This window comes from Sorangium sp. So ce131, assembly GCF_051519095.1.
Lineage (GTDB): Bacteria > Myxococcota_A > Polyangia > Polyangiales > Polyangiaceae > Sorangium.
On the sequence record NZ_CP150455.1, the window covers coordinates 9,734,228 to 9,754,133 of the forward strand.

General features: G+C 71.5%; 13 protein-coding genes and 1 other RNA gene. 9 read left to right on the top strand and 5 right to left on the bottom strand.

All coding sequences use genetic code 11. The features are described from left to right. Window positions 1-5: 5 nt before the first annotated feature. A complete protein-coding gene (locus tag WMF43_RS35205; protein WP_437671435.1) occupies window positions 6-2,618 on the bottom strand; it encodes a protein kinase domain-containing protein in 2,613 nt (870 codons plus the stop codon). A 159-nt stretch (window positions 2,619-2,777) separates the two neighbouring features. Between WMF43_RS35205 and WMF43_RS35210 the strand changes: the two genes are divergently transcribed. The 5 genes from WMF43_RS35210 (at window position 2,778) to WMF43_RS35230 (ending at window position 8,469) form a co-directional block, all read left to right on the top strand. Then, window positions 2,778-3,473, top strand: a complete 696-nt coding sequence (locus WMF43_RS35210) for a TIGR00266 family protein (RefSeq protein ID WP_437671437.1) — start codon at window positions 2,778-2,780, stop codon at window positions 3,471-3,473. Between the two features lie 34 nt (window positions 3,474-3,507). Beyond that, window positions 3,508-4,176 (top strand): TIGR00266 family protein, encoded by a 669-nt coding sequence (locus WMF43_RS35215; RefSeq protein ID WP_437671439.1) that lies wholly within the window; start codon window positions 3,508-3,510, stop codon window positions 4,174-4,176. Window positions 4,177-4,192: 16 nt separating this feature from the next. Next, the gene (locus WMF43_RS35220) at window positions 4,193-4,876 is read left to right on the top strand and encodes a TIGR00266 family protein (protein ID WP_437671441.1); all 684 of its coding nucleotides are present in this window, start codon (window positions 4,193-4,195) and stop codon (window positions 4,874-4,876) included. Window positions 4,877-5,367: 491 nt separating this feature from the next. Further along, complete coding sequence (locus WMF43_RS35225; RefSeq protein WP_437671443.1) at window positions 5,368-6,870, top strand: FHA domain-containing protein; 1,503 nt, start codon at window positions 5,368-5,370, stop codon at window positions 6,868-6,870. Between the two features lie 45 nt (window positions 6,871-6,915). Then, entirely contained in the window at window positions 6,916-8,469 is a 1,554-nt protein-coding gene (locus WMF43_RS35230; protein ID WP_437671445.1) for a GDSL-type esterase/lipase family protein, read from the top strand. A gap of 2 nt (window positions 8,470-8,471) precedes the next feature. Here WMF43_RS35230 and WMF43_RS35235 read toward each other — a convergent pair whose 3' ends face one another. Next, window positions 8,472-10,163 carry an NTP/NDP exchange transporter gene (locus WMF43_RS35235; RefSeq protein WP_437671447.1) on the bottom strand — a complete coding sequence of 564 codons (1,692 nt, stop codon included), beginning with the start codon at window positions 10,161-10,163 and terminating at the stop codon, window positions 8,472-8,474. 871 nt (window positions 10,164-11,034) lie between these two features. On the opposite strand from WMF43_RS35235, the gene WMF43_RS35240 reads away from it, so the two are divergent. Then, the gene (locus WMF43_RS35240; protein WP_437671449.1) at window positions 11,035-12,216 is read left to right on the top strand and encodes a BamA/TamA family outer membrane protein; all 1,182 of its coding nucleotides are present in this window, start codon (window positions 11,035-11,037) and stop codon (window positions 12,214-12,216) included. Window positions 12,217-12,269: 53 nt separating this feature from the next. Here the strand turns inward: WMF43_RS35240 and WMF43_RS35245 are convergent, their stop codons facing one another. Together WMF43_RS35245 and WMF43_RS35250 are read right to left on the bottom strand one after the other, a co-directional pair. Continuing rightward, on the bottom strand, window positions 12,270-14,054 hold the full coding sequence (locus WMF43_RS35245; RefSeq protein ID WP_437671451.1) for a hypothetical protein: 1,785 nt from the start codon (window positions 14,052-14,054) through the stop codon (window positions 12,270-12,272). 231 nt (window positions 14,055-14,285) lie between these two features. Then, window positions 14,286-15,362, bottom strand: a complete 1,077-nt coding sequence (locus tag WMF43_RS35250) for an esterase/lipase family protein (RefSeq protein ID WP_437671453.1) — start codon at window positions 15,360-15,362, stop codon at window positions 14,286-14,288. Between the two features lie 297 nt (window positions 15,363-15,659). Here WMF43_RS35250 and WMF43_RS35255 point away from each other — a divergent pair, with 297 nt between their 5' ends. Further along, window positions 15,660-16,445, top strand: coding sequence for a hypothetical protein (locus WMF43_RS35255; RefSeq protein ID WP_437671454.1), 786 nt, complete (start codon window positions 15,660-15,662; stop codon window positions 16,443-16,445). Window positions 16,446-16,701: 256 nt separating this feature from the next. On the opposite strand, the gene WMF43_RS35260 is transcribed toward WMF43_RS35255, so the two are convergent. After that, entirely contained in the window at window positions 16,702-16,992 is a 291-nt protein-coding gene (locus WMF43_RS35260) for an oxidative damage protection protein (protein ID WP_437671456.1), read from the bottom strand. 637 nt (window positions 16,993-17,629) lie between these two features. Here WMF43_RS35260 and ssrA point away from each other — a divergent pair. Both ssrA and WMF43_RS35270 read left to right on the top strand, forming a co-directional pair. Beyond that, window positions 17,630-17,974: a transfer-messenger RNA gene (gene ssrA, locus WMF43_RS35265) on the top strand. Window positions 17,975-18,469: 495 nt separating this feature from the next. Then, a complete protein-coding gene (locus WMF43_RS35270; RefSeq protein ID WP_437671458.1) occupies window positions 18,470-19,690 on the top strand; it encodes a putative sensor domain DACNV-containing protein in 1,221 nt (406 codons plus the stop codon). The last annotated feature ends 216 nt before the right edge of the window (window positions 19,691-19,906 follow it).

The window sequence follows — 19,906 nt, forward strand, 5'->3', positions numbered from 1 at the left end:
CGCGATCACGCCTTGAGCGCGGCGAGGATCGCCGCGGCGCGCTCCTCGACCCGCGCGAGCAGCGGGGCGAAGCGCGCGTCGGCGCGCGCGCCGTCGAACACGGAGCAGCGCTGCATCCAGAGGGCGTCGAAGAGCCCCGCCTCGACCGCGCCGGCGAGGGCGCGGAAGAGCGCCTCGTCGTCGCCGACGAAGGCGAGCAGCTCGGCGTGCATCTGGAAGAAGAGCGGGCGGATGCGGCTGCCGGGCTCGGAGCCCTCCTCCTTCGCGCGCAAGAACGCCCGGTGGTCGTCCGAGAGCCGCGACGTCGCGAGCACGTCGCGGTAGATGCGCGCGTACTGGATCGGGATGGTCTCCGTCGCGAGCGGCAGATCGTCGATGGAGAACGCGCTCCCGCGCCAGAGGCCGAAGCGGGCGCGCATGACCGCCTTGTGGTAGCGGCTCGACGGATCCTCGGCCGGCAGATCGAGCAGCGCGGCGGCCGCCTGCCAGTCGCCGAGCAGGGCGCGGCCGCGCGCGAGCTCCCACCGCGGGAACAGCTCGCTCGGATCGAGCGACAGCGCCGTCTCGAGCCGGAAGACCGCCTCGTCGACGAGCCCCGCCTCCATGAGGATGCGGCCGAGCAGCTCGTGCGCCTTGGCCAGGTTCGGCGCGCACTGGAGCGCCCTGCGCAACGCCGGGACGGCGCCGACCGGGTCGCAGCCGCTGAAGCGGACCGTCGCGAGCGCCACCCACGGCTCGCCGAGCGAGGGCGCGAGCGCGATCGCCCGCTCGGCCGCCTGCTGGGCCTTCGCGAGCTGCGCCCGGCCCTCGCCGCGCGCGGCCATGAGCCGCGCGCTGGCGATGGCGTAGCCGGACAGGATGGTCGGATCGTTCGGGGAGAACGACAGCGCCTCCTCGAAGAGCGAGACCGCCGGCGCCGCGTCGCCGTACCAGAGGCGCCGGAGCTGGTGGCGCGCGCGCAGGTACAGGTCGATCGCGCGCGGGTCGCTCGGCGCCTCGCGCTCGCGGCTGGCCGCGTCGACGGTGAGCGCCTCGGCGATCGCGCGCGCGGCGTCGTCGCTCACCGTGAGCAGCGCCTCGGGCGAGCTGTCGAACCGCTTCGCCCAGATCTGGAATCCGTCCTCGACGCTGATGACGCGCGCGGTCACGCGCACGCCGCCGGCCGAGCGGCGCGACGCCGGCGACCGCGTGTACGACATGGCGGGGGGCTGCGAGCGCGGCCCGTCGGGCACGAGGGTGCCGCCGGCGCGGCGGAGGCTCCCCTCGACGACGACCTGCACGCCGAGCTCGCGGCCGACGTCCCTGGGATCGCGGCCGTCGAGGCGCACCCGGGCCACCGCGGCGCGCGGCCGCACCTTGAGGCCGGCGGTCATCGACAACGTGTCGGTGAGGTCCTCCGTGAAGCCGTCGGCGAGGTACTCGTCGTCCGGCGCGCCGGCGTTGCGGAACGGGAGCACGGCCACCGTCTTCAGGGCGGGCGTGGACGAAGGCGAGGGCGTGGACGCCGACGAGGGCGCGGACGAGGGCGTGGGCGCCGGCGCGATCGCGGGCGCCGCCAGCGTGGGCGACATCATCCGCTGCGGCGCGGTGATCTCCTCCGGCGCCGCGGCGACCCGGGTCACGTTCTGCTCGATGGGCTGCGGCGCCGTCGGCACGCCCGTGGACGCGAGCGCGGGGGCGATGACCGAGGCCGGGGCGGGCTGCGGCGAGATCGACACGCGCGAGCGCGCGAGCAGGAGCGCGCGGTGGGCCTCGGCCGCCGTGGCGTACCGATCCTCGCGCCGCATCGCCATGCACCGCAGGACGACGTCCGCGACGGCGAGGGGGATGTCCGGACGGACGACGCGCGGGTCCGGCGGCGGGGACGTCAGCCTGGCCATGGCGGACGCGATCGCGCCGGCGCCCGGCCACGCGCGCCGCTGGGTCAGGCACTCGAAGAGGATCATGCCGAGCGCGTAGATGTCGGTGCGCGCGTCGATGTCGGGCTCGCCCGTGAGCTGCTCGGGCGACATGTACGCGGGCGAACCGAGCACGAAGCCCGACGTCTTGCCGGCGCTCTGCGCGGCGGTGCGGGCGATGCCGAAATCGGTGATGACGACCCGGCCGCTCCGGTCGAGCATCACGTTCTCGGGCTTCAGGTCGCGGTGCACGACGCCCGCCGCGTGCGCGGCGCCGAGGCCGTCGCAGAGCGCGCAGCCGATGCCGATGACCTGCTGCGCCGGCATCGGGCCCGTCCGCGCGACGAGGTTGTGCAGCGACTCGCCGTCGACGCACTCCATCGTGAGGAACTTCTCGCCCTCGTGGTCGCCGAAGTCGAACGTCCGGGCGACGTTCCTGTGCGTCACGCGCCGCGCGAGCTTCACCTCCTGCCGGAAGCGATCGAGCATCCCGGCGGAGTCGGCGAGATCGCGGCGCAGCATCTTGAGGGCGACGACCTCGTCGAGCTCGACGTCGCGCACGCGGTACACGCTCCCCATCCCGCCGGCGCCGAGCAGCCCGAGGATCTCGTAGCGGCCGGCGATGCGCTGCGGCGCGGACACGAACCCGGATCTCTGGCTTTGTTCGCTGCGCTCCGTGCGGGGCGTCGGCTCCAAGGCCGTGAGTCGCCTGTCGCTCACCCGACCAGTCTACTCGCGCCGAACGGGAGAAGTCAGCGCGGCCGAGCGCCGGGACAGAAAACGCGAGATCGACTTCAGCCCACGCACCTCGACATACCTTATTCCTGCTTCCGCTCCCGCCGTCGGTCCGTTATATGTACGCGCCTCGCAGGTAGACGAATGCAGCATCGCACCAAGCACGAGCCATCGTCCTCTCTGCTGGAGGTGACGCTCGATCCGGGCGAGGTGCTGGTCGCCGAGGCGGGCGCGATGGTCGCGCGGTCGCCGCGCCTGCGGACGGAGGTCCGGCTCAATGCGGGCCGCGGGGCCGGGTTCTTCGGCCGGCTCAAGGCGCTGTTCGTCGCGCTGCTCCGGAAGCTCGCGGGCGGCGAGACGTTCTTCGTGAACCACATCTCCGCGCCCGAGGGTGGGTGGGTGTGGCTCGCCCCGCCGCTCAGCGGCCGCGTCAAGCACATCGCCCTCCGGGGGGAGAGCATGCTCTTCAGCACGGGCTCGTACCTCGCGAGCGCGGGCGACATCGACGTCAAGGTGCGCTGGGGTGGGCTGCGCGCCGTCCTCGCGCGGGAGGGCACCTTCTTCATCGAGGCCTCCGGCGCCGGGGACCTCTGGCTCTCTAGCTACGGAGCGATCGACGAGCTCTCCTGCGACGGGTCGCTCGTCGTCGACAGCGGGCACCTCGTCGGGTTCGACGCGTCGCTCTCGCTCGCGATCCGGAGCCCCGGCGGCGGGCTGATGGGGCTCATGGTCTCCGGCGAAGGCGTCGTGTGCGAGTTCACCGGCCGCGGCCGGGTGCTGATCCAGTCGCGCAGCGCGGGCTCGCTCGTGGGCTGGCTCGCGCCGCTGCTCCCGCCGTGAACGAGCGCCCAGGACCAGCGACGAGACGCGCCCGATGCACGTGAACCTCCTCCACCGACCCTCCCACGCCCTCGCGCAGTGCCGGCTCGATCCGGGCGAGCGGGTGATCGCCGAGAGCGGCGCGCTCGTGGGCATGTCGACCAACGTGCGCGTGGAGACGCAGTCGGGCGGCCTGATGTCGGGCCTCAAGCGGATGATCGCGGGGGAGTCGTTCTTCCGAAACACGTTCACCGCGGAGGGGGGTCCCGGAGAGGTGCTGTTCGCGCCGCCGCTCCCCGGGGACATGGTCGTGATCGAGGTGGGCGACAGACAATGGTGCGCGCAGAGCAGCGCCTATGTCGCCTCGAGCCCCGAGGTCGAGGTGAAGACCCGCTCGGGCGGGCTGCGCGGCTTCTTCTCGGGGGCGGGGCTCTTCGCCCTGGAGACGGCGGGGCAGGGCCAGATGATCCTCGGCGCCTTCGGCGCGCTCGAGGAGATCCCGGTGGACGGCCACGTGGTCGTCGACACGGGCCACATCGCAGCGTGGGAGTCGACGCTCTCGTGCCGGATCGGCAAGAACACCTCGACGTGGCTCGGCTCGTGGCTCTCGGGCGAGGGCCTCGTCTGCCATGTGGAGGGGCGCGGCAGCCTGTGGGTCCAGTCGCGCAACGCCTCGCGGTACGGCGCGACGGTCGGCGCGCGGCTCGCCCCGCGGCAACCTTAGGAGATCCAGGGACGACGTGCGCGACGAGATCCGACACAACCCCGAGTTCGGCGTCCTCCACGTGACCTTCGAGCGCGCCGGAGAGCAGATCATCGCGGAGAGCGGCGCCCTGGTCGCGCGCGACGCGGCGATCGACATGAAGACGAGTCTGCAGGGCGGGCTCGCCAGCGCGGTCAAACGCAGGTTGACGGCGGGAGAGAGCCTCTTTCAGAACACGTTCACCGCCACGGCGCCCATGCAGTCGATTCAGCTCGCCCCGGCCGCCGAGGGGGCGATCGAGCGCCTCACCCTGCGCGCCGGGATGGAGGTCTTCCTCCAGTCGGGCGCCTACCTCGCCTCGACCCCCGGCATCGGGCTCGACGCCAAGTGGCAGGGCGCCAAGGGCTTCTTCGCCGGCGGCCTGTCCCTGCTCCGGGCCTACGGCGACGGCCTCGTCTGGTTCTCGAGCTACGGCGGCATCCACGCGGTCGACGTCGGCCGCGAGCACCCGGGCTACCTCTGCGACAACACGCACCTGCTCGCGTTCACCGAAGGGCTGCGGTACCAGGTGCGCAAGCTGTCCGGGCTGAAGGGGCTGTTCCTGTCCGGCGAGGGGCTCGTCTGCGAGTTCCAGGGGCACGGGCGGCTGTGGCTGCAGACCAGGAACCCGGGCGCGCTCTCGGCGTTCCTCCACCCGTTCCGGCCCGTGGGGGGCCATTAGGCGCGGCGGCGAGACGCGCTGGCGGCGGCGAGGAGGCGACGGCGAGGCGCGCAGGCCGCGGCGAGACCCTCCGGCGGCGAGGCCCGGCCGGGACGGCTTGCCGCGTCGTGGCGGCAAGGCGCGGCAAGGCGCGGCAAGTCGCCGCGGTCGCGCGGCGCCGGGCGACCGCGGCGCAACGCCGGCCCGGCTGCCGGCTGGGCTGCCCGAGCGGGCGCGGCCGGCGCGCCGAGGCCCCGAGGCCGGCAGGCGCTTCCACAGGAGGCGTCCAGCGCGCGTGCGCCGAGGTTGTCGGGCTGGCAGGCTGGAGGGTTGGCCCGCCCGGTGCTTGCTCGGTGTCCCGGCGCGCCGTCGTTGCCTTCCCGGACGCGGACTCGCTAAAGTAGTCCGGCCTCGTTAAGAGGAGGCTCGTACGGCGAGCAGTGGACCGCCTCGGAGTCCACATCGGGGCTCGCGGGGCGAGCCCGGCTCTGCCTGAACGCCCCGAACCCGCTATGTGGAAGCTGACGATCGAGGACGACGAGGGGAAACAGACGGGGCTCCCCCTCGCCCATGAAGAGTACGCGCTCGGGCGCGGTGAATCGAACTCGATCCGGCTGACCGATCGCAACGTCTCCCGCCGTCACGCGACGCTGGTCAAGAACGGCCAGGGCTGGGTCATCCGGGATCTCGACAGCTACAACGGCACGTACGTCAACGGCGCGCGCGTCAGCGGCGAGCAGCACCTGCGCCACGGCGATCTCGTGCAGCTCGGCGACTACCGCATCGAGCTCGTCGACGAGGCGCTCTCGTCGGCCGTCACGAGCCCGACGCCGCCGCCCGGCTCCCGCGGCACGTCGCACCTGCCGCTCCACACCCGCCCGAACCGGCTCGTGATGGTGGTCGGCCCGACCCCCGGGGCGGAGTTCGCGCTCGAGGGCGAGCGCTTCACGATCGGGCGCTCCGAGGACGCGACGATCTCCATCAACCACAGCTCCGTGAGCCGGCTGCACGCGGAGCTCATCAGCCTGGGCAACGGCCGCTACGAGGTCGTCGACAAGCAGAGCGCGAACGGCGTGCGCATCAACGGCGTCGAGCTCAAGCGAGGCCTGCTCGAGGCGGGCGACGCGCTGGAGCTCGGCGACGTGCGGCTCCGCTTCGTGGCCGCGGGCAAGATCTTCCGCGCGGGGCCGGACGGCATGCCGAGCCTCTCCGGGGCGCCGGGCTCGTACGGGAGCGTGGCTCCCGCCGTGCGGCCTTCGTCCGGGTCGCTCGGCGGCGCGAGCAAGGCGATGGGGATCCTCCTCGCAATCGGCGTGATCGTCGCCATCGCGGTGGTCGTGGTCACCCGCGTCCGCTCGAGCGCGCCGGCGGCCGCGCCGGAGGCGCTGCCGGTCACCCCGGAGTCGGCGCGCCGCGACGCGGACGTGCTCGCGGCGGCGCAGGAGCGCTTCCAGGCCGGCGACGTCGACGCGGCGCACAAGCGCCTCCAGGAGATCCCCGAGGCGTCGGCGCTGCGGGAGACGCAGCAGTTCAAGGACGTCGAGAAGCAGATCGAGGAGCGCTGGGCCGAAGGGATGTTCCAGCAGGTCGAGCGGGCCGGGACCGACGTCGAGAAGCTCGCGCTGCTCAACGAGATCGCCAAGACGACGAGCGTGCCGACGGCGCTCCGCGTGAAGGTGGCCGAGATGCGTCGGCAGATCGACCCCGATGCGCCGGAGCCGCCGCCTGCGCCGGACAACACGTCCGTGTTCTTCTCGCCCCCGACGCCGGCCCCGCCGCCCCCGCCGCCGAAGCCCACGGAGACGGGCGCGGCGCCGTCGAGCTCAGCGCCCTCTCCGCTGGACGCGAGCTCGTACCCGGCGCAGCGGAAGCAGCTCGAGCCGAAGGTCTGGGGCGGGAAGGCGACGGCGAGCGAGATCAAGCTGCTGCGCGCGATCTGCATCCACCAGGGCGACGCGAGCTGCCGCGACCGGGCGAGCGCGGCGCTCGACAAGCTGGAGAAGCGCCAGCCCTGAGCGGGCGTGGCGCCTCTCGCGGCGCTATCTGAGCCGCGCGCGACGATGACCTCCACGAGCAGCCCCCACGACGGCCACGATCCGCCCGCCTCGCAGCACAGGCGCGACGTCCCTGCCGCGGCGGGCGCCGGCGAGGGGCGCGAGAGGCCCGCCGACGCGCGGCCGCGAAACGGGCTCACCTCGTCCGCCGCGCGGGCGATGGCGGCGCTCGCCCTGCTCGTGGTGGTGCCCTACGTGCACCCGAGCCTGCGGCGGCTGCAGCTGCTCACGCCGCTGCCCGAGGGCGAGGGGCTCGTCGTGGTCGCGCCGCCGGCGCCGGCGGCGTCGGTCGGGGAGACGGCGCTCGTGGTGGAGACCACCGAGCAGGCGGAGCTGCGCCAGCCGGAGGAGGTCGCGCTGCCGCCCGCGGCCGCGGAGCTCGCGCCGGCCGCGGTCGCGTCGGAGGGCAAGCCGCCGCGCTCGATCGAGGACCCGAGCGGCCGCGCGATGGCGCCGTTCTTCCGGGCGCTCGCGGCGGTGGAGCGAAAGGAGCCGCGGTCGATCGCGCGCATCTCCTACTTCGGCGACTCGATCGTCGCGGGCGACTGGGTGACCTCGACGCTGCGGCGCCGGCTGCAGAAGCGGTTCGGTGACGCGGGCCACGGGTTCATGCTGATGGCCAACGCCTGGCCGGGCTATTTCCACAACGATGTCGTGCGCCTCGCCGGCCCCGGCTGGCAGGTGAGCCGCGTGGTGGGGCCCTTCGCGAAGGACGGGCTCTACGGGCTCGGCGGCGTCTCGTTCCGGGCGCAGGGCGCGGGGGTGTTCTCGCGCTTCGCGACGGCGAAGACCGGGAGCTTCGGCCGCGCCGTCTCGCGCTACGCCGTCGACTACCTGCGGCACCCCGAAGGCGGCCGGATGGAGATCAGGATCGACGGCGAGGTCCGCGAGACGATCGACACGCAGGCGGCGGAGGCCGCCTCGGCGATCACGACGTACGAGATCCCCGACGGGCCGCACGAGCTCGAGGTGCGCGCGCAGGGCCCGGGGGTGCGCGCGTTCGGCGTCTGGATGGAGCGGGACACGCCGGGGGTGGTGCTCGACGCGATCGGCATCCAGGGCTGCCGCATCCGCTTCCTGGACAAGAGCGACGACGCGCACTTCGCCGAGCAGCTGCGCGCCCGGAGCCCGGCGCTCACCGTGTTCCAGTACGGCATGAACGAGAGCGAGGACGGCGAGCTGTTCCCGCTCGATCAAGTCGAGTCGACGATGAAGGCGGTGCTCGACCAAGTGAAGTCGGCGCTGCCGGCGTCGTCGTGCCTGCTCGTCGGCCCGATGGACCGCGCGGACAAGAAGGGCGAGGGTTACCGGAGCCGCCCGGTGATCCCGAAGCTGTCGGCGATCCAGCGCCGGGTGGCCGGTCAGGTCGGCTGCGGCTATTTCGACACGTTCGGCGCGATGGGCGGCCCGGGCTCGATGGGCGTCTGGGTGCAGCGGGGGCTCGGCGGCGCCGATCTGGCGCATCCGTCGGGCGCCGGGGCCGAGGTCATCGGCCGGTGGCTCTACCTCGCGCTCATGGAGGCCTACGAGGCCTGGAAGGCGGACCCGGCCCGGCCCTGACGTCACGCGGCCTTCAGCGCGTCGGCCTCCGGCTCGTCCTTCGTCCGGCGCCGGTGCTCGCGGGCGATGCCGGCGACGACGCCGATCCACACGACCGCGAGCGCGAGGTTGATGATCGCGAAGTGGCGGGTGGAGAGCGCGAGCAGGTTGCCGGCGATCACGACGGCGGCGGCGAGCACGTCGCCCGCGCGGACGACGAAGGTGTCGATGGCCGCCTTGGCGCTGTACTTGGCGTCGCGGCCGACCGGCAGGAAGAGCGCCTGGCGGGCCGTGTTCTGGACGGAGTAGTCGGTGCTGTTCTCGGCGATCTTCGCGACGCGCACGACGGCGAGCGCCGGCAGGACGGCGAGGGACGTGTACCCGAGCAGGGCGATGCTCGGGAGGATGAACAGGGCGAACCGGACGCCGAGGTACTTGAAGATGCGGGAGACGAGGAAGAGCTGGAGGAGGACGCCGAAGGTGTTCACCCAGTAGAAGAAGTCTCCCTTGAACGTGCCGATGACGGCGCCGAGGGCGGCCTTCTTCCCCTTCTCGGTGTGCGGGTGGACGAGCCCCTTCTCCGCGTTCTCGACGAGTTTACCGCCTGCCTCGACGTCGAACGCGCCGCCCTTGACGGCGGCGATCTTCCCCTCGAGCAGGCGCGACGCCCCGGGATCGACGAGGTAGACCGGCGCGCCCGCCGCGAGCGGCGCGGTCGGCTCCGCGGCGGGGTCGGCCGGCGGCGGCGCCGGCTCGCCGGGGGGCGTCGGCGCCGCCTCGCCGGGGGGCGTCGGCGCCGCTTTGCCGGGGGGCGCCGGCTCGCGCGGGCCGCCGCCGTTCGGGGTGAGCGCGCTGGTGGCGGACTCGATCAAGGTGCGATCGAGGATGTACTCGCCGGTCGAGTTGACCCAGTTGAGGACGAGCGTGAGGCAGGCGATGAGCAGGAGGTACCGGTCGCGGGCGATCAGGCCGAAGCCCCCGGCGGCGCCGCCGGGCGGCGCGTCGGCCTCGGCCGCGGCGGCGCCCGCGCCCGAGCCCGCGCCGGCGAGCTCGTGGCGGTGGACGAGGCGGGTGAGCCAGAGGCAGACGAGCAGCACGCCCGCCGCGAGCAGCATCATGTTGTAGGGCCCGATAGGCACGTAGACGCGCTTCGCGATCTGCGCGCCGAACATGGCGCCGAGCGAGCTGCCGATACCGACGATCGCGAAGAGGCGCTTGCCCTGCTCCGGCGTGTAAACGTCGTTGGCGAACGACCAGAACTGGGCGATCACCGTGAGGTTGAAGCAGCCCACCCAGAGGTAGAACGGCACCCCGAGGGGGACGCCGAGGCGCGCGAGGAAGAAGAAGAGGACCAGGTTCCCCGCGAAGAAGAGGGTCAGCGCGGTGGTGAGCTGCATGCGCCCGAAGCGCCGGGCCATCGCCCCGTAGGCGCGGACCACGCCGACGAGCAGCAGCGCCTGGCCCGCCGACGCGTAGGCCTTCACCTCGGGGCCGTCGAGGTCGAGCCGCTGGCCGCCGATCTCGAGCCCACCTCCGGCCAGGATCAGCGGCTCGCGCACGACCTTGAGGAGGTAATACCCGGTGAGCAGCAGGAAGACGTTCAGCGTGAGGACGAGGACGCTGAAGACCTCGCGCGGCCTCACCTCGGCGAAGATCGACAGCAGCCAGTGGAGCGGCCCTCGCGCCGCGGTCTCGTTCTCGCCAGTGCTCGCCACGCGCCGCTCCATCCCGGGAAGACCGCCGATCTGGCGGCACCGGATCAGGACCGATGCCCGAGCGCGGGAGGCTATCGGGCCTGCTCGCGTCCGGCAACCTCCCTCGCCGCGCGTCCTCGTGTGAAGCCGCGCACACGGGTTCGCGCTGGTCGGCGTGATCGCGCGCGCCGCCCGCGCCGCGCAGACAAAAGCCGCCTGGGTCTGGAACTCCGCTATGCTCGCGCGCCGCCACGCGGCGGCGTGCGGGAGACGAGGCGGATTGGGCACGAACGAGAAGGGATCGAGGCGCGCGCTGGACACGTTCTTCCGGCGGCGCGCGGCCGGGCTCGCGGGCTGCGCCCTGCTGCTGTCCGCCGACGCGCTGGCCGCGCCGCAGCCGGCGGCCGGCGCTCCGGGCGCCGCGCCCCGACCGCCGCGCCCGCCTGTGGCAGACGCGCCTGCGCCGGCCGCGGCGCCGTCCGGCGCGCCGGCTGCAGGGGCGCCGCGGCCCGCGGCGCCTGCGCAGGCGGCGGCGCCTTCGCAACCCGCAGCGGCGCCTGCGCAGGCCCAAGCGCCTTCGCAACCCGCAGCGGCGCCTGCGCAGGCGGCCGTTCCTTCGCAACCCGCAGCGGCGCCTTCGCAGGCGGCCGTCCCTTCGCCCGCGACACCGACGCAGCCAGCCGTCCCTTCGCCCGCGCCCCCCGCGCAGGCGGCCGCTCCTTCGCAACCGGCGGCAGCTGCGCGGGCGGCCGCTCCTCCCGCCGCGGCGCCTGCGCCCGCGCGCCCTCCTGCTGCGGCGCCTCGGGACCAGCCGCCGAGCCCCAAGCGCCCTTTACCGGATTACGACGGTCGCGCGGAGGCGCCGAAGACCGCCGGCGACGCGCTGCTCTGGGTGCCGCGCGTCGTGTTCTTCCCGGCCTACGTCGTCCACGAGTACGTGCTCCGGCGGCCGCTCGGTTACCTCACGATCAAGGCGGAGCGGGGCGAGTGGATCCAGGATCTGAAGGACATCTTCACCTTCGGCGAGAACAACGGGATTGGCCTCATCCCGACGGCGCTCTTCGACTTCGGCTTCCGCGCGAGCGTCGGTATTTACTTCTTCTATGATGATTTCCTCTTCCGCGGGAACGAGCTCCGCGCGCACGGCGCCACGGGCGGCGTCGACTGGCTGAGGCTCACGGTCGCCGATCGCATCCCCGTGGACGAGCGCGCGCACGTGAAGCTCCGCGCGGAGGCCGGGACGCGGCCCGACTGGCTGTTCGCCGGGATCGGACCGAGATCGCTGGAGGGCGACTCGGCCCGCTACAGGGCTCTCAACTTCGAAGCGGGGGCGACGTTCCACGCGGATTTCGGCACGTTCAGCTTCGTCGAGACGTATACCGGCGTGAAGGACGTCGCGTTCGACGACGTCTGCCGTGAGCCGACGGTCTCATGGCGGGTCGCGAACGGCCATTATCCGCTGCCGCCCTCGTTCGACACGGGGTACACGGCCTACCGGTTCGGGACCCGGGTCGCGCTCGACTCGCGGCGGCCCCGCCCCGCGCCGGGGCACGGCGTCCGGCTGGAGGTGTTCGGGGAGCACGCCGCCGATCTCAGGCGCCCGCTGGAGAGCCGGTGGGCCCGTTACGGCGGCTCGCTGGGCGGGTTCGTCGACGTCACCGGGCACGACCGGATCGTGAGCCTGACCCTCACGGCGGCGTTCGCCGATCCGCTCGGCGCCGCGGAGGTCCCGTTCACCGAGCTCGCCGTGCTCGGCGGCGACGCGCCGATGCGCGGCTTCCGCGAGGGGCGCCTGCACGGGCGGAGCGCCGCGGCGGCGACGCTGGCGTACCGCTGGCCGATCTGGGCGTTCCTCGACGGCACGACGCAGGTCGCCGTCGGCAACGTGTTCGGCGAGCACCTCCGCGACGTCGAGCTCGACCTGATGCGCCTCTCGTTCGTGCTGGGTTTCCGCGCGAGCAGCTCGCGCGACCACTCCTTCGACCTCCTGGTCGGCTCCGCGACGGAGACCTTCGAGCAGGGCGCCGGTTTTGAGGAGTTGCGCCTCATGATCGGCGCCTCCCGTGGCTTCTAAGCGAGCGGCGCGGATCGGGGTGGGCTCGCTGGGCGGGCCTCGCCGGGCGGGGCTCAGTTTGGCGGGGACGGGTCGTCGGGGCGCTCGATGCCGACGAGCTTGTAGCCGCGGCGCGGGCCGAGGTCGTAGAGGTGGGCGCGCAGGGGGCCGGGCGCGTGGCCGTTCAGGAGGTCGACGATGACGTAACGCGAGGGCGCGTCGTCGGGCGCGCCGCCGTCGGGCGCGACATGTGGGAGCGTGACGCACACGCGGCCGTCCGGCGACGGCCGCACGGCGGGTCCGGGGCGCGGGGAGAGCGCCTCGCCGGCGTAGAGCACGGCGGCGTAGCGGAGGTCCTGCATGCGCGCCACGCCGGTGCGCCGCGCGAGGTCGACGCCGCACAGCTCCGCGGGCGCGGCGACGGCGACGTCGGCGATCGGGGACAGGCGGGTGAGGTACCGCGCCAGGATCGCGCGGTGCCGCTGGAGGAGCTTGTCGACGAGGAAGGTGGTGTGCCGCGGCGCGGTGAAGTCGCCGGACCGCACCGCGGCCTCGACGAGCTCCGGCGTGAACCGTGCGAGGGTCCGGGCGGCCCAGGCGCCGTCGAGCTCGGTCATCCGCATGAACGCCGGGTTGGGGTAGCCGCCGCGCCAGAGGTCCGGCCGGAAGTCGCGGTCGCTGAAGAAGCCGAAGATGTCGCCCTGCGGGTCGCGCGCCGCGCGGTCCCACGGCCGCTCGACGACGCCGAAGGTCACGAAGTCGAGGAGCGCGTACTCGGCGTCGAAGTAGTAGGCGTGCCCGAGGCGCTTCGAGATCTCCTCCCACTCCCACTCGCTGCCGAAGCAGTCGCCGAGATCGATGTAGTAGTGGCGCACGTGGCCGGGCGACGAGTCCTTGTCGTCCTTGTCCTCGGCGAGCCAGACGTCCATCGAGTTCTGCTCGCGCGAGTCGAAGTGGTTGAGCCACGCGGCGAGCAGGCGCCCGCCGCGCAGGTCGCGCCGGTCCTGGTGCGGGATGACGTCGTTCGGGTCGTCGTCGCGGGTGCCCTCGTACTGGAAGGGGCCGATGGCGCGGCCCGGGAGCCAGCGCGAGGCGACCATGCGGACGCGGTCGCCGCGCCGCGAGGCCTTGGCGAGCAGCGCGTCGAGCGCCGCCTGGTCGAAGGGCCGGGGGACGCCGCTGTTGTCGGTCACCTTGAGCCCCGGCGAGAGCTTGAGCACCGACGGCCTGACGTAGATCACGGAGTCGCACGGCGCCCAGAAGCCGGCGGCGTGGTAGAGGCGCGCCGCGATCGACGTCGCCCCGGTCGCCCGCTCGGGCTGCTCCGCGGGGTCGGTCTTGAGCATGAACTTGCCGACGCCCTCGACGTTGACCCGGAAGCCGGGGTTCGCGCCGTTCGGCTTGCCCATGTCGATGACCCACGACCCGTCCGGCGCCTCGGGGTCCAGCGTCTTGTCGCCGCACGGCCCGCGGACGAGCTCCTCTGCGGACATCGGCTGCTTCCCGATCCGGTTCGTGAACCAGCTCGAGTCCGGCACCTCGTCGAGGCTGTTGACGTTGACCGACTCCCCTCCTGGATTCACGGCGAAGAACTGCGACACCGGCCGGAACATGGTGTTGTTGGCGGCGTCCCACGCGAACGAGGACACGTACGGCTCGGGCGTGCAGAGGCGGTGCTGCGGGTCGTCTTTCGGCGCCTCGGGGTCGGGCTTGCAGGGCACGGAGACGGGGGTGAGATCGGCGTCGCGCCAGATGGGGTCGCGGAGGGGGAACCGGCGCACGCCGTCGCTGCAGGCCGCGCCGAGCAGGGCGAGCAGCGGGAACAGCGGGAGCGCGCGGGTGAGCGGCGCCTTGAGCATCGGCGGGGCATGGTACTGGACGGGATGCCGCCCCGGGGCGGATTTCTGCGGCGGGAGGAGCCGGTGGCCCGGGGCGCGTCAGCGCGTCGAGCGCGCGCCGGAGGCCCGGGGGGGGGCGCGTCAGCGCGTCGAGCGCGCGCCGGAGACCGGGGGCGCGTCAGCACGTCGAGCGCGCGCCGGAGACCGGGGGCGCGTCAGCGCGTCGAGCGCGCGCCGGAGACCGGGGGCGCGTCAGAGCCCTTCTTGCCGGAGCCGCTCGATCACGGAGCGGTAGAAGTCGATATAGAGCCAGGTGTTCCCCTCGCCCGGGCTCTGGCCGAAGAGCTGGCCGATCTCGTCGAAGTGGTCGGCCGGCAGGCAGCCCCAGAAGCGCCCCCAGCGCGTGTCCCGCGCGCGCACCATCCCGTCGTTCGGGATCGACTCGCCGAAGCCGCCGTCGAGGATGGTCTCGGTGAGCGACAGCAGCGGGTGCACGGGGTCGAAGCCCTCGTCGAACTGCGCGACGAAGGGCACCGTGTCGATCGTCTTGCAGTCGCTGCCTCCGGCGGCGCGGTCGGTGCGGCCGCCGAAGGAGGCATAGAACACCCCGGGCGCGTCGGTGTACCGCGCGTTGAACTCCGCGATGCCCGGCGACGAGAACTGCTCGAGCGACGCGAACACGCTCGTCTCGTTGCCGATCTGATCGTAGAGCGGCGCCCCGATGGCGTTGAGCAGGTCGTCGAGCACGTCCTGCAGGCGCTCGTACGCGACGAGCTGAAGCGCGATGTCGGCGACCATCGATCCCTGGTGGGGCGTCGCGATGGTCACGACGGAGGCGACGAGGTCGGGCCGCTCGTGCGCGACCACGCGCGCGTCGAGCCCCCCCTGCGAGTGGGCGATGATGTTCACTTTCTCGTGCCCCGTCACCGCGAGGATCTCCTCGATCCGCGCGAGCAGCTGGGCGCCGCGGTACGTGGAGCTGTTGAACGGGTCGACGGCGGGTGTGTAGACCACCTCCCCGCCCTCGGCGAGGGTGTGCTTGACGTTGTAGAAATAGGAGTTGTACTCCGCGCCCGCGAAGTCCTCGAAGCCGAAGAAGCCGTGAGCGAGCACGATGGGATACGGCGGCCCGAGCTTCCCGGAGGAAGGCCAGCCGCCGCCGCTGCCCGAGGCATCGGACGAATCCGGCGAGCCCGTCCACGCGCCCGAGGCGGAGCTGCCGCCGGCGCCCGTGATCACATCGCCCGTGCCCCACGGATCGAGCTGCTCCTCCGCGGCGCCACAGCCGGAGAGCAGCGCGGCGGCGGCGAGCAGCGCGCAGGCGGCCATCACACCACCTGCGCTGTTTACTGACACCCGGGACACGGGATCTGCCGCAGGAGCGTCGCTGTGCGACGTGCTCCCACGTGAACCGCCGATGCGCGATGACGATGAGGAGGACGATGACGAAGCAAGGTCCAGCACGACCCACCTCCTGCCGGAATCAGCGCAGGTTCCGCCGAGGGATGTCTGATGTCAAGCGCTGTCAGAAAGTTCCACCAGCGAGCCAACTTAGCGCGGTGCGTCGCGGCGGTCGTGGTGTTTTCCATGCGGAGCGGCGAGCTGGCTCCGGTACGGTCGTGGGCCATGCGATCTGTCCAGAGCTCTTTTGCACTTGTTGTGATGGTGTCCCTGGTCGCTTGCGGCGGCGCGTCGTCGCCTCCGGCGGAGCCGGATCCCGAGGTGTCGGAGGCCGCTGCTGCGGCGCCGCCGGCGGAGGCGGGCGGCGAGAAGCCGGAGGGAGGGGGCGAGAAGAAGGAGGAGGACGCGGCGTCGGACGCGTCGCGGCAGGTCCCGACGACGTGCGAGGAGCGCGACGGCATGTGTCTGCCGCCGCCGGCGTTCGTGAAGCGGCTCTGCAGCGGGTTTCATCCGGACGTGGCGCTCAGCCTGTTCGCCAAGGGGACGCCGTTCACGCGCGGGTACCTCACGCGGGACACCGAGGCGTGGAACGCCTCTGGCGGTTCGTCCTCGAACGACAAGCTGCTGTTCGACGAGGAGGTGCTGATCCTCTATCGCCGGGTGGCGGACACGGGCGGCATGGTCGTGAGCGGCGCCGGCGGCGGCTACGACGTGCTGCGATGGGACGGGACGTGCTCCTCGCTGATGACGGAAGAGGTCCGGCTGCACGTGCCGCCCAAGCCGAAGTTCGCGCCGATCCCGTGGAAGAGCCTGGACCAGAAGACGCGCGAGGCGTTCCAGGCCGACGAGAAGGTCGGCAAGCTCGTCGCCGAGCGGCGGAAGGAGTGCAAGGGCGCGACCATGGGGGCGGTCAGCGCGAAGTGCGAGAAGGTCGACAAGCAGATGGGCGCGGCGCTGATCGAGTACGTGCGCGGCGGAGGGGCGCTGCCGGCGCCGGGGCCGCTGCCGTGAGGGGGGATGGGGGGGATCGGAGGGCTGGGGGACCGGGGGGCTGGCTGCCGGGGGGTCGGGGGGCTGGCTGCTGGGGGGTCGGGGGGCCGGGGGGAGCTGCAGAGGGGGCGGCTGCCGGGGGGTGGCTGCCGGGGGGACGGGCTGAGCTGGGGAGGGAGTAAGACCGCGGCGAGGACGAGGCTGCGCTGCCGCCGCTGGAGAGGGTTCGGGAGCGCAGCCGGAGGGAATGGGCAGGAGGTCCGACGATGGTCGGCGGTTACTCCTGCTTGTCCTTGGGCGCCACGTAGTCGGGCGGGAGCTGCGCGGCCTCGTTGCCGCCGCTGAAGAAGTACTTGTCGAGCTCGGTCATCCAGATCCGCTGGCCGGACTCGGAGATGAGGTCGAGGCGGTACTCGTTGATGAGCATCTTCGAGTGCTCGAGCCACATCCGCCACGCCTCCTTCGAGACGTTATCGAAGATCTTCTTGCCCACCTCGCCCTTGAGCGGCGGCTTCTCCAGGCCCTCCGCCTCGCGGCCGAGCTTCACGCACTGGACCATCCTCGCCATAACTTGCCGGTCTCCTTTTCTCTTTCGCGGGGTTCTTAGCCGAGCCAGGAGGAGCCGTCGAGGGCAGCAGCAGGCCGACGAGGCCAGCAGGACGGAGGAGAGGGAAACGGCGGAGGCGAAGGGGGGCGCGGCGCGGGGGGCGCCGGCGAGCGCGAGGGCGCGGGCGCGGGCGCGGGAAACGTGGGCACGGCGTGGCGCTGCGGGTGAGGCACGGGAAACGCGGGTGTAGCGCCGCACGGCGGGTGCGGGCGCGGCGGGGCGGGAGAAGCCGGGCGAGCGCGCGGGAACGACGGGGGCTGCGGAAGCGGCAGGTCGCGACGGGGGAGCGGCACGGCGCCAGGCTCCGGAGGAGGCTCCGGAGGGGACCGGCCTGTGACGGGGCGCGAGATGGAGCGGACGATCGCGAGAACAGAGCGGGCGCGAGGCGCGAGATGCCCCCCGAGGGAGAAGCGGGGCGCTGCTCCGGGGCGGGAGGCGGCGGCGGCGGACGCGGCGCGGCGGGAGGAGGCGCGGATGCGGAGGCGCGGAGCGACGCCGCGGAGACGGGGGAACCGAACAACAGCGAAACAATCGCGGTGCGGAGGGTTGACGGCAGCGCGGTTGCTAGCAATATTCAGTCCGCTTGAGGGAACCACGAGGGGGCGATCGGCTTCGACGTGGGGACTGAAGGTCTGTCTGCGTGCTGGCGGCTCCTGCTCCGCCTATCAAGCGGGACGTTACAAGTGCGAACGACAACGCATACGCTGTCGCGGCCTAATAACCGCTAAGCCATCCGAGGAGGAGATCGTCCTGGTACTCTAAGGGTGTCAACCACAGGGCTGGGCCGCGCGAGGGTGCCCTCGATAGCGTGGCCGAGATTCAGTGAGGGATAGGTCGCGGCCGAATCCGCGAACGCCGTCGCCGGCGCATGGCGACTACGCACGTGAACGAAGGTAGACTGGATGCCTTGCGGACCCGGGTTCGATTCCCGGCGCCTCCACTCAGAAGACACGGCGAGAGCCGTGTCTTTTTTTTTGCGTGTGCCCTGCGTGTGACCTGATAAATTTCGACGATGCTGGACCTGTGGCAGGTCCGGTGTAGGCTGGACCACCGGGAGCGGGCGCGGCAGGCGACGCTAGGGTACGGGGCTCCACGAGGCTCCACGGCGGGCACCAGGTCGGCGGGGCGGATCCCGGGTCCGTGCTGGCACAGCCCGGAGCACGCGATCAGACCGGGCGACCGAACGCGACTGCGTGGTGATGTAGGCGGCGGTGAGGTCCCTCCCCTGCGGGGCCGCCCCTTCCGCCCTGCCGGCGGCACCCTGCCGGAGGCAGCCCCGCCTTGACACGGGGCGGTGTTTCCGCTGGCCTCGCCGAGTGGGCCGGCCATGGGGGTAGCTGGAGCGGCAGCAAGGACCAGGAAGATACCTCTGGACGCCCGCACAACGTGTGCGCCAGGTGCCGTAGCAAGCATCAGTCAAGCCGAAGAGAATAGCTACATGGCTCTACATTCACCTGATGATTTCGCAGCTCGCATCGACCAGATGCTAGCCAACTTCCCAGTGCGACCGACGATCGACAGTACTACTCTGCGCGAAATCGTCACAACAATGTTCTATGCAACGCTCGGCCGCGAAGAAGGTCGGGAGATTTCCTTCGGCGCCGCATTCCTCGACAAGGAATCCATCCATGCGCACCCACGCAGCACCGACGTCTGGTGTGTGCATCAGTTCGAGAACTCATACCCACTAAGCATCCAAAACTTGGTAAAGCTCGCCGGCACAGCGAATCCGAAATACAGTGCCTTGATACTCGAAAAGAACGACGACACGATAAACATCACGGGAATCGTTAGAATGAGCAGCGAAGATTACCGACTTCGACGAGGAGAAGTCGTGTCGAATCGAGTTACGCCCCTAGGTTGCCTTATCCTGAAAGCGCTAGGGCCGGCACGCCTTGAGGCCGAGGCAGCCGGCTGCGTTGTGGCAGAATACAACATCGGAATCATCATCGATAGTACCGTTGGAGTACTAGGCGGCGGCCCAGTGTATGATTCACTAATCAAATTTGCCAACAAAAACAAGCTCGACCCAGCCACATACATAAAAGCGATCCGGCGAACATTATTGAATGTCCGGGATCGAGCGCGCGGCAGCACTGTTATCATCGTCTCATCCACGAACCTCGATGGACTCTCCGGAGGATATCGCTTCCAACCACCAGGGAGAGGTTTGCCTGAGGCAATCCTATACGCATCGGGAGTAAAGAAGCCACCTGCGGGCGGTGCTGTTGTCGGCAGACCCGAAGGGGGCATCGAGCAGGTCAGAGAAATACTGAAGGACAGATATCAAAAATCCGAATTTTTGCGAGCTGAGCGCGTCATGAGTGACGCAACCGCGTTTGCCGCTGATCTATGCACCATTGACGGTGCGCTGATCTTACATGACGATCTATCAGTTGCTTCGGCTGGCACAAAGATTGAATCCGTGAAGCCTCCCGATGCCGTGTTGCACGCGCTTGATGCGCACGCCACAGAAGCCGATATGCGGTCTCCTATCGTGGGACTCGGAACCCGTCACCAATCTGCGGCAGCTGCGGCATGGAGGCATCCAGGCTCTCTTGTGTTTGTTGTGTCCGAGGATGGTGTTGCATCAGCGATGCTGAGACCAAGCAGCGAGCGCCCTTTGCTGATATGGCGCCCTGTGGCTTTGGACTATTGATGGCTCCCGAAGCACAATAAAGCGGGACAAAGACGGCGAATGCCCTATGTGCGCGTTCGCGGCGAGTTAGCTCGTTCACGCAACACTACACGCTAAGATTGGACGGGTTCGACGTTGCTTACCTGCGTACGTCGGCCCTTGAGTTCCAGCAATTCCGCAAAATCCAGAACCGTTCCAGGAAGGGACACGTTTCGACCACACCGTCCAGCGACCGCG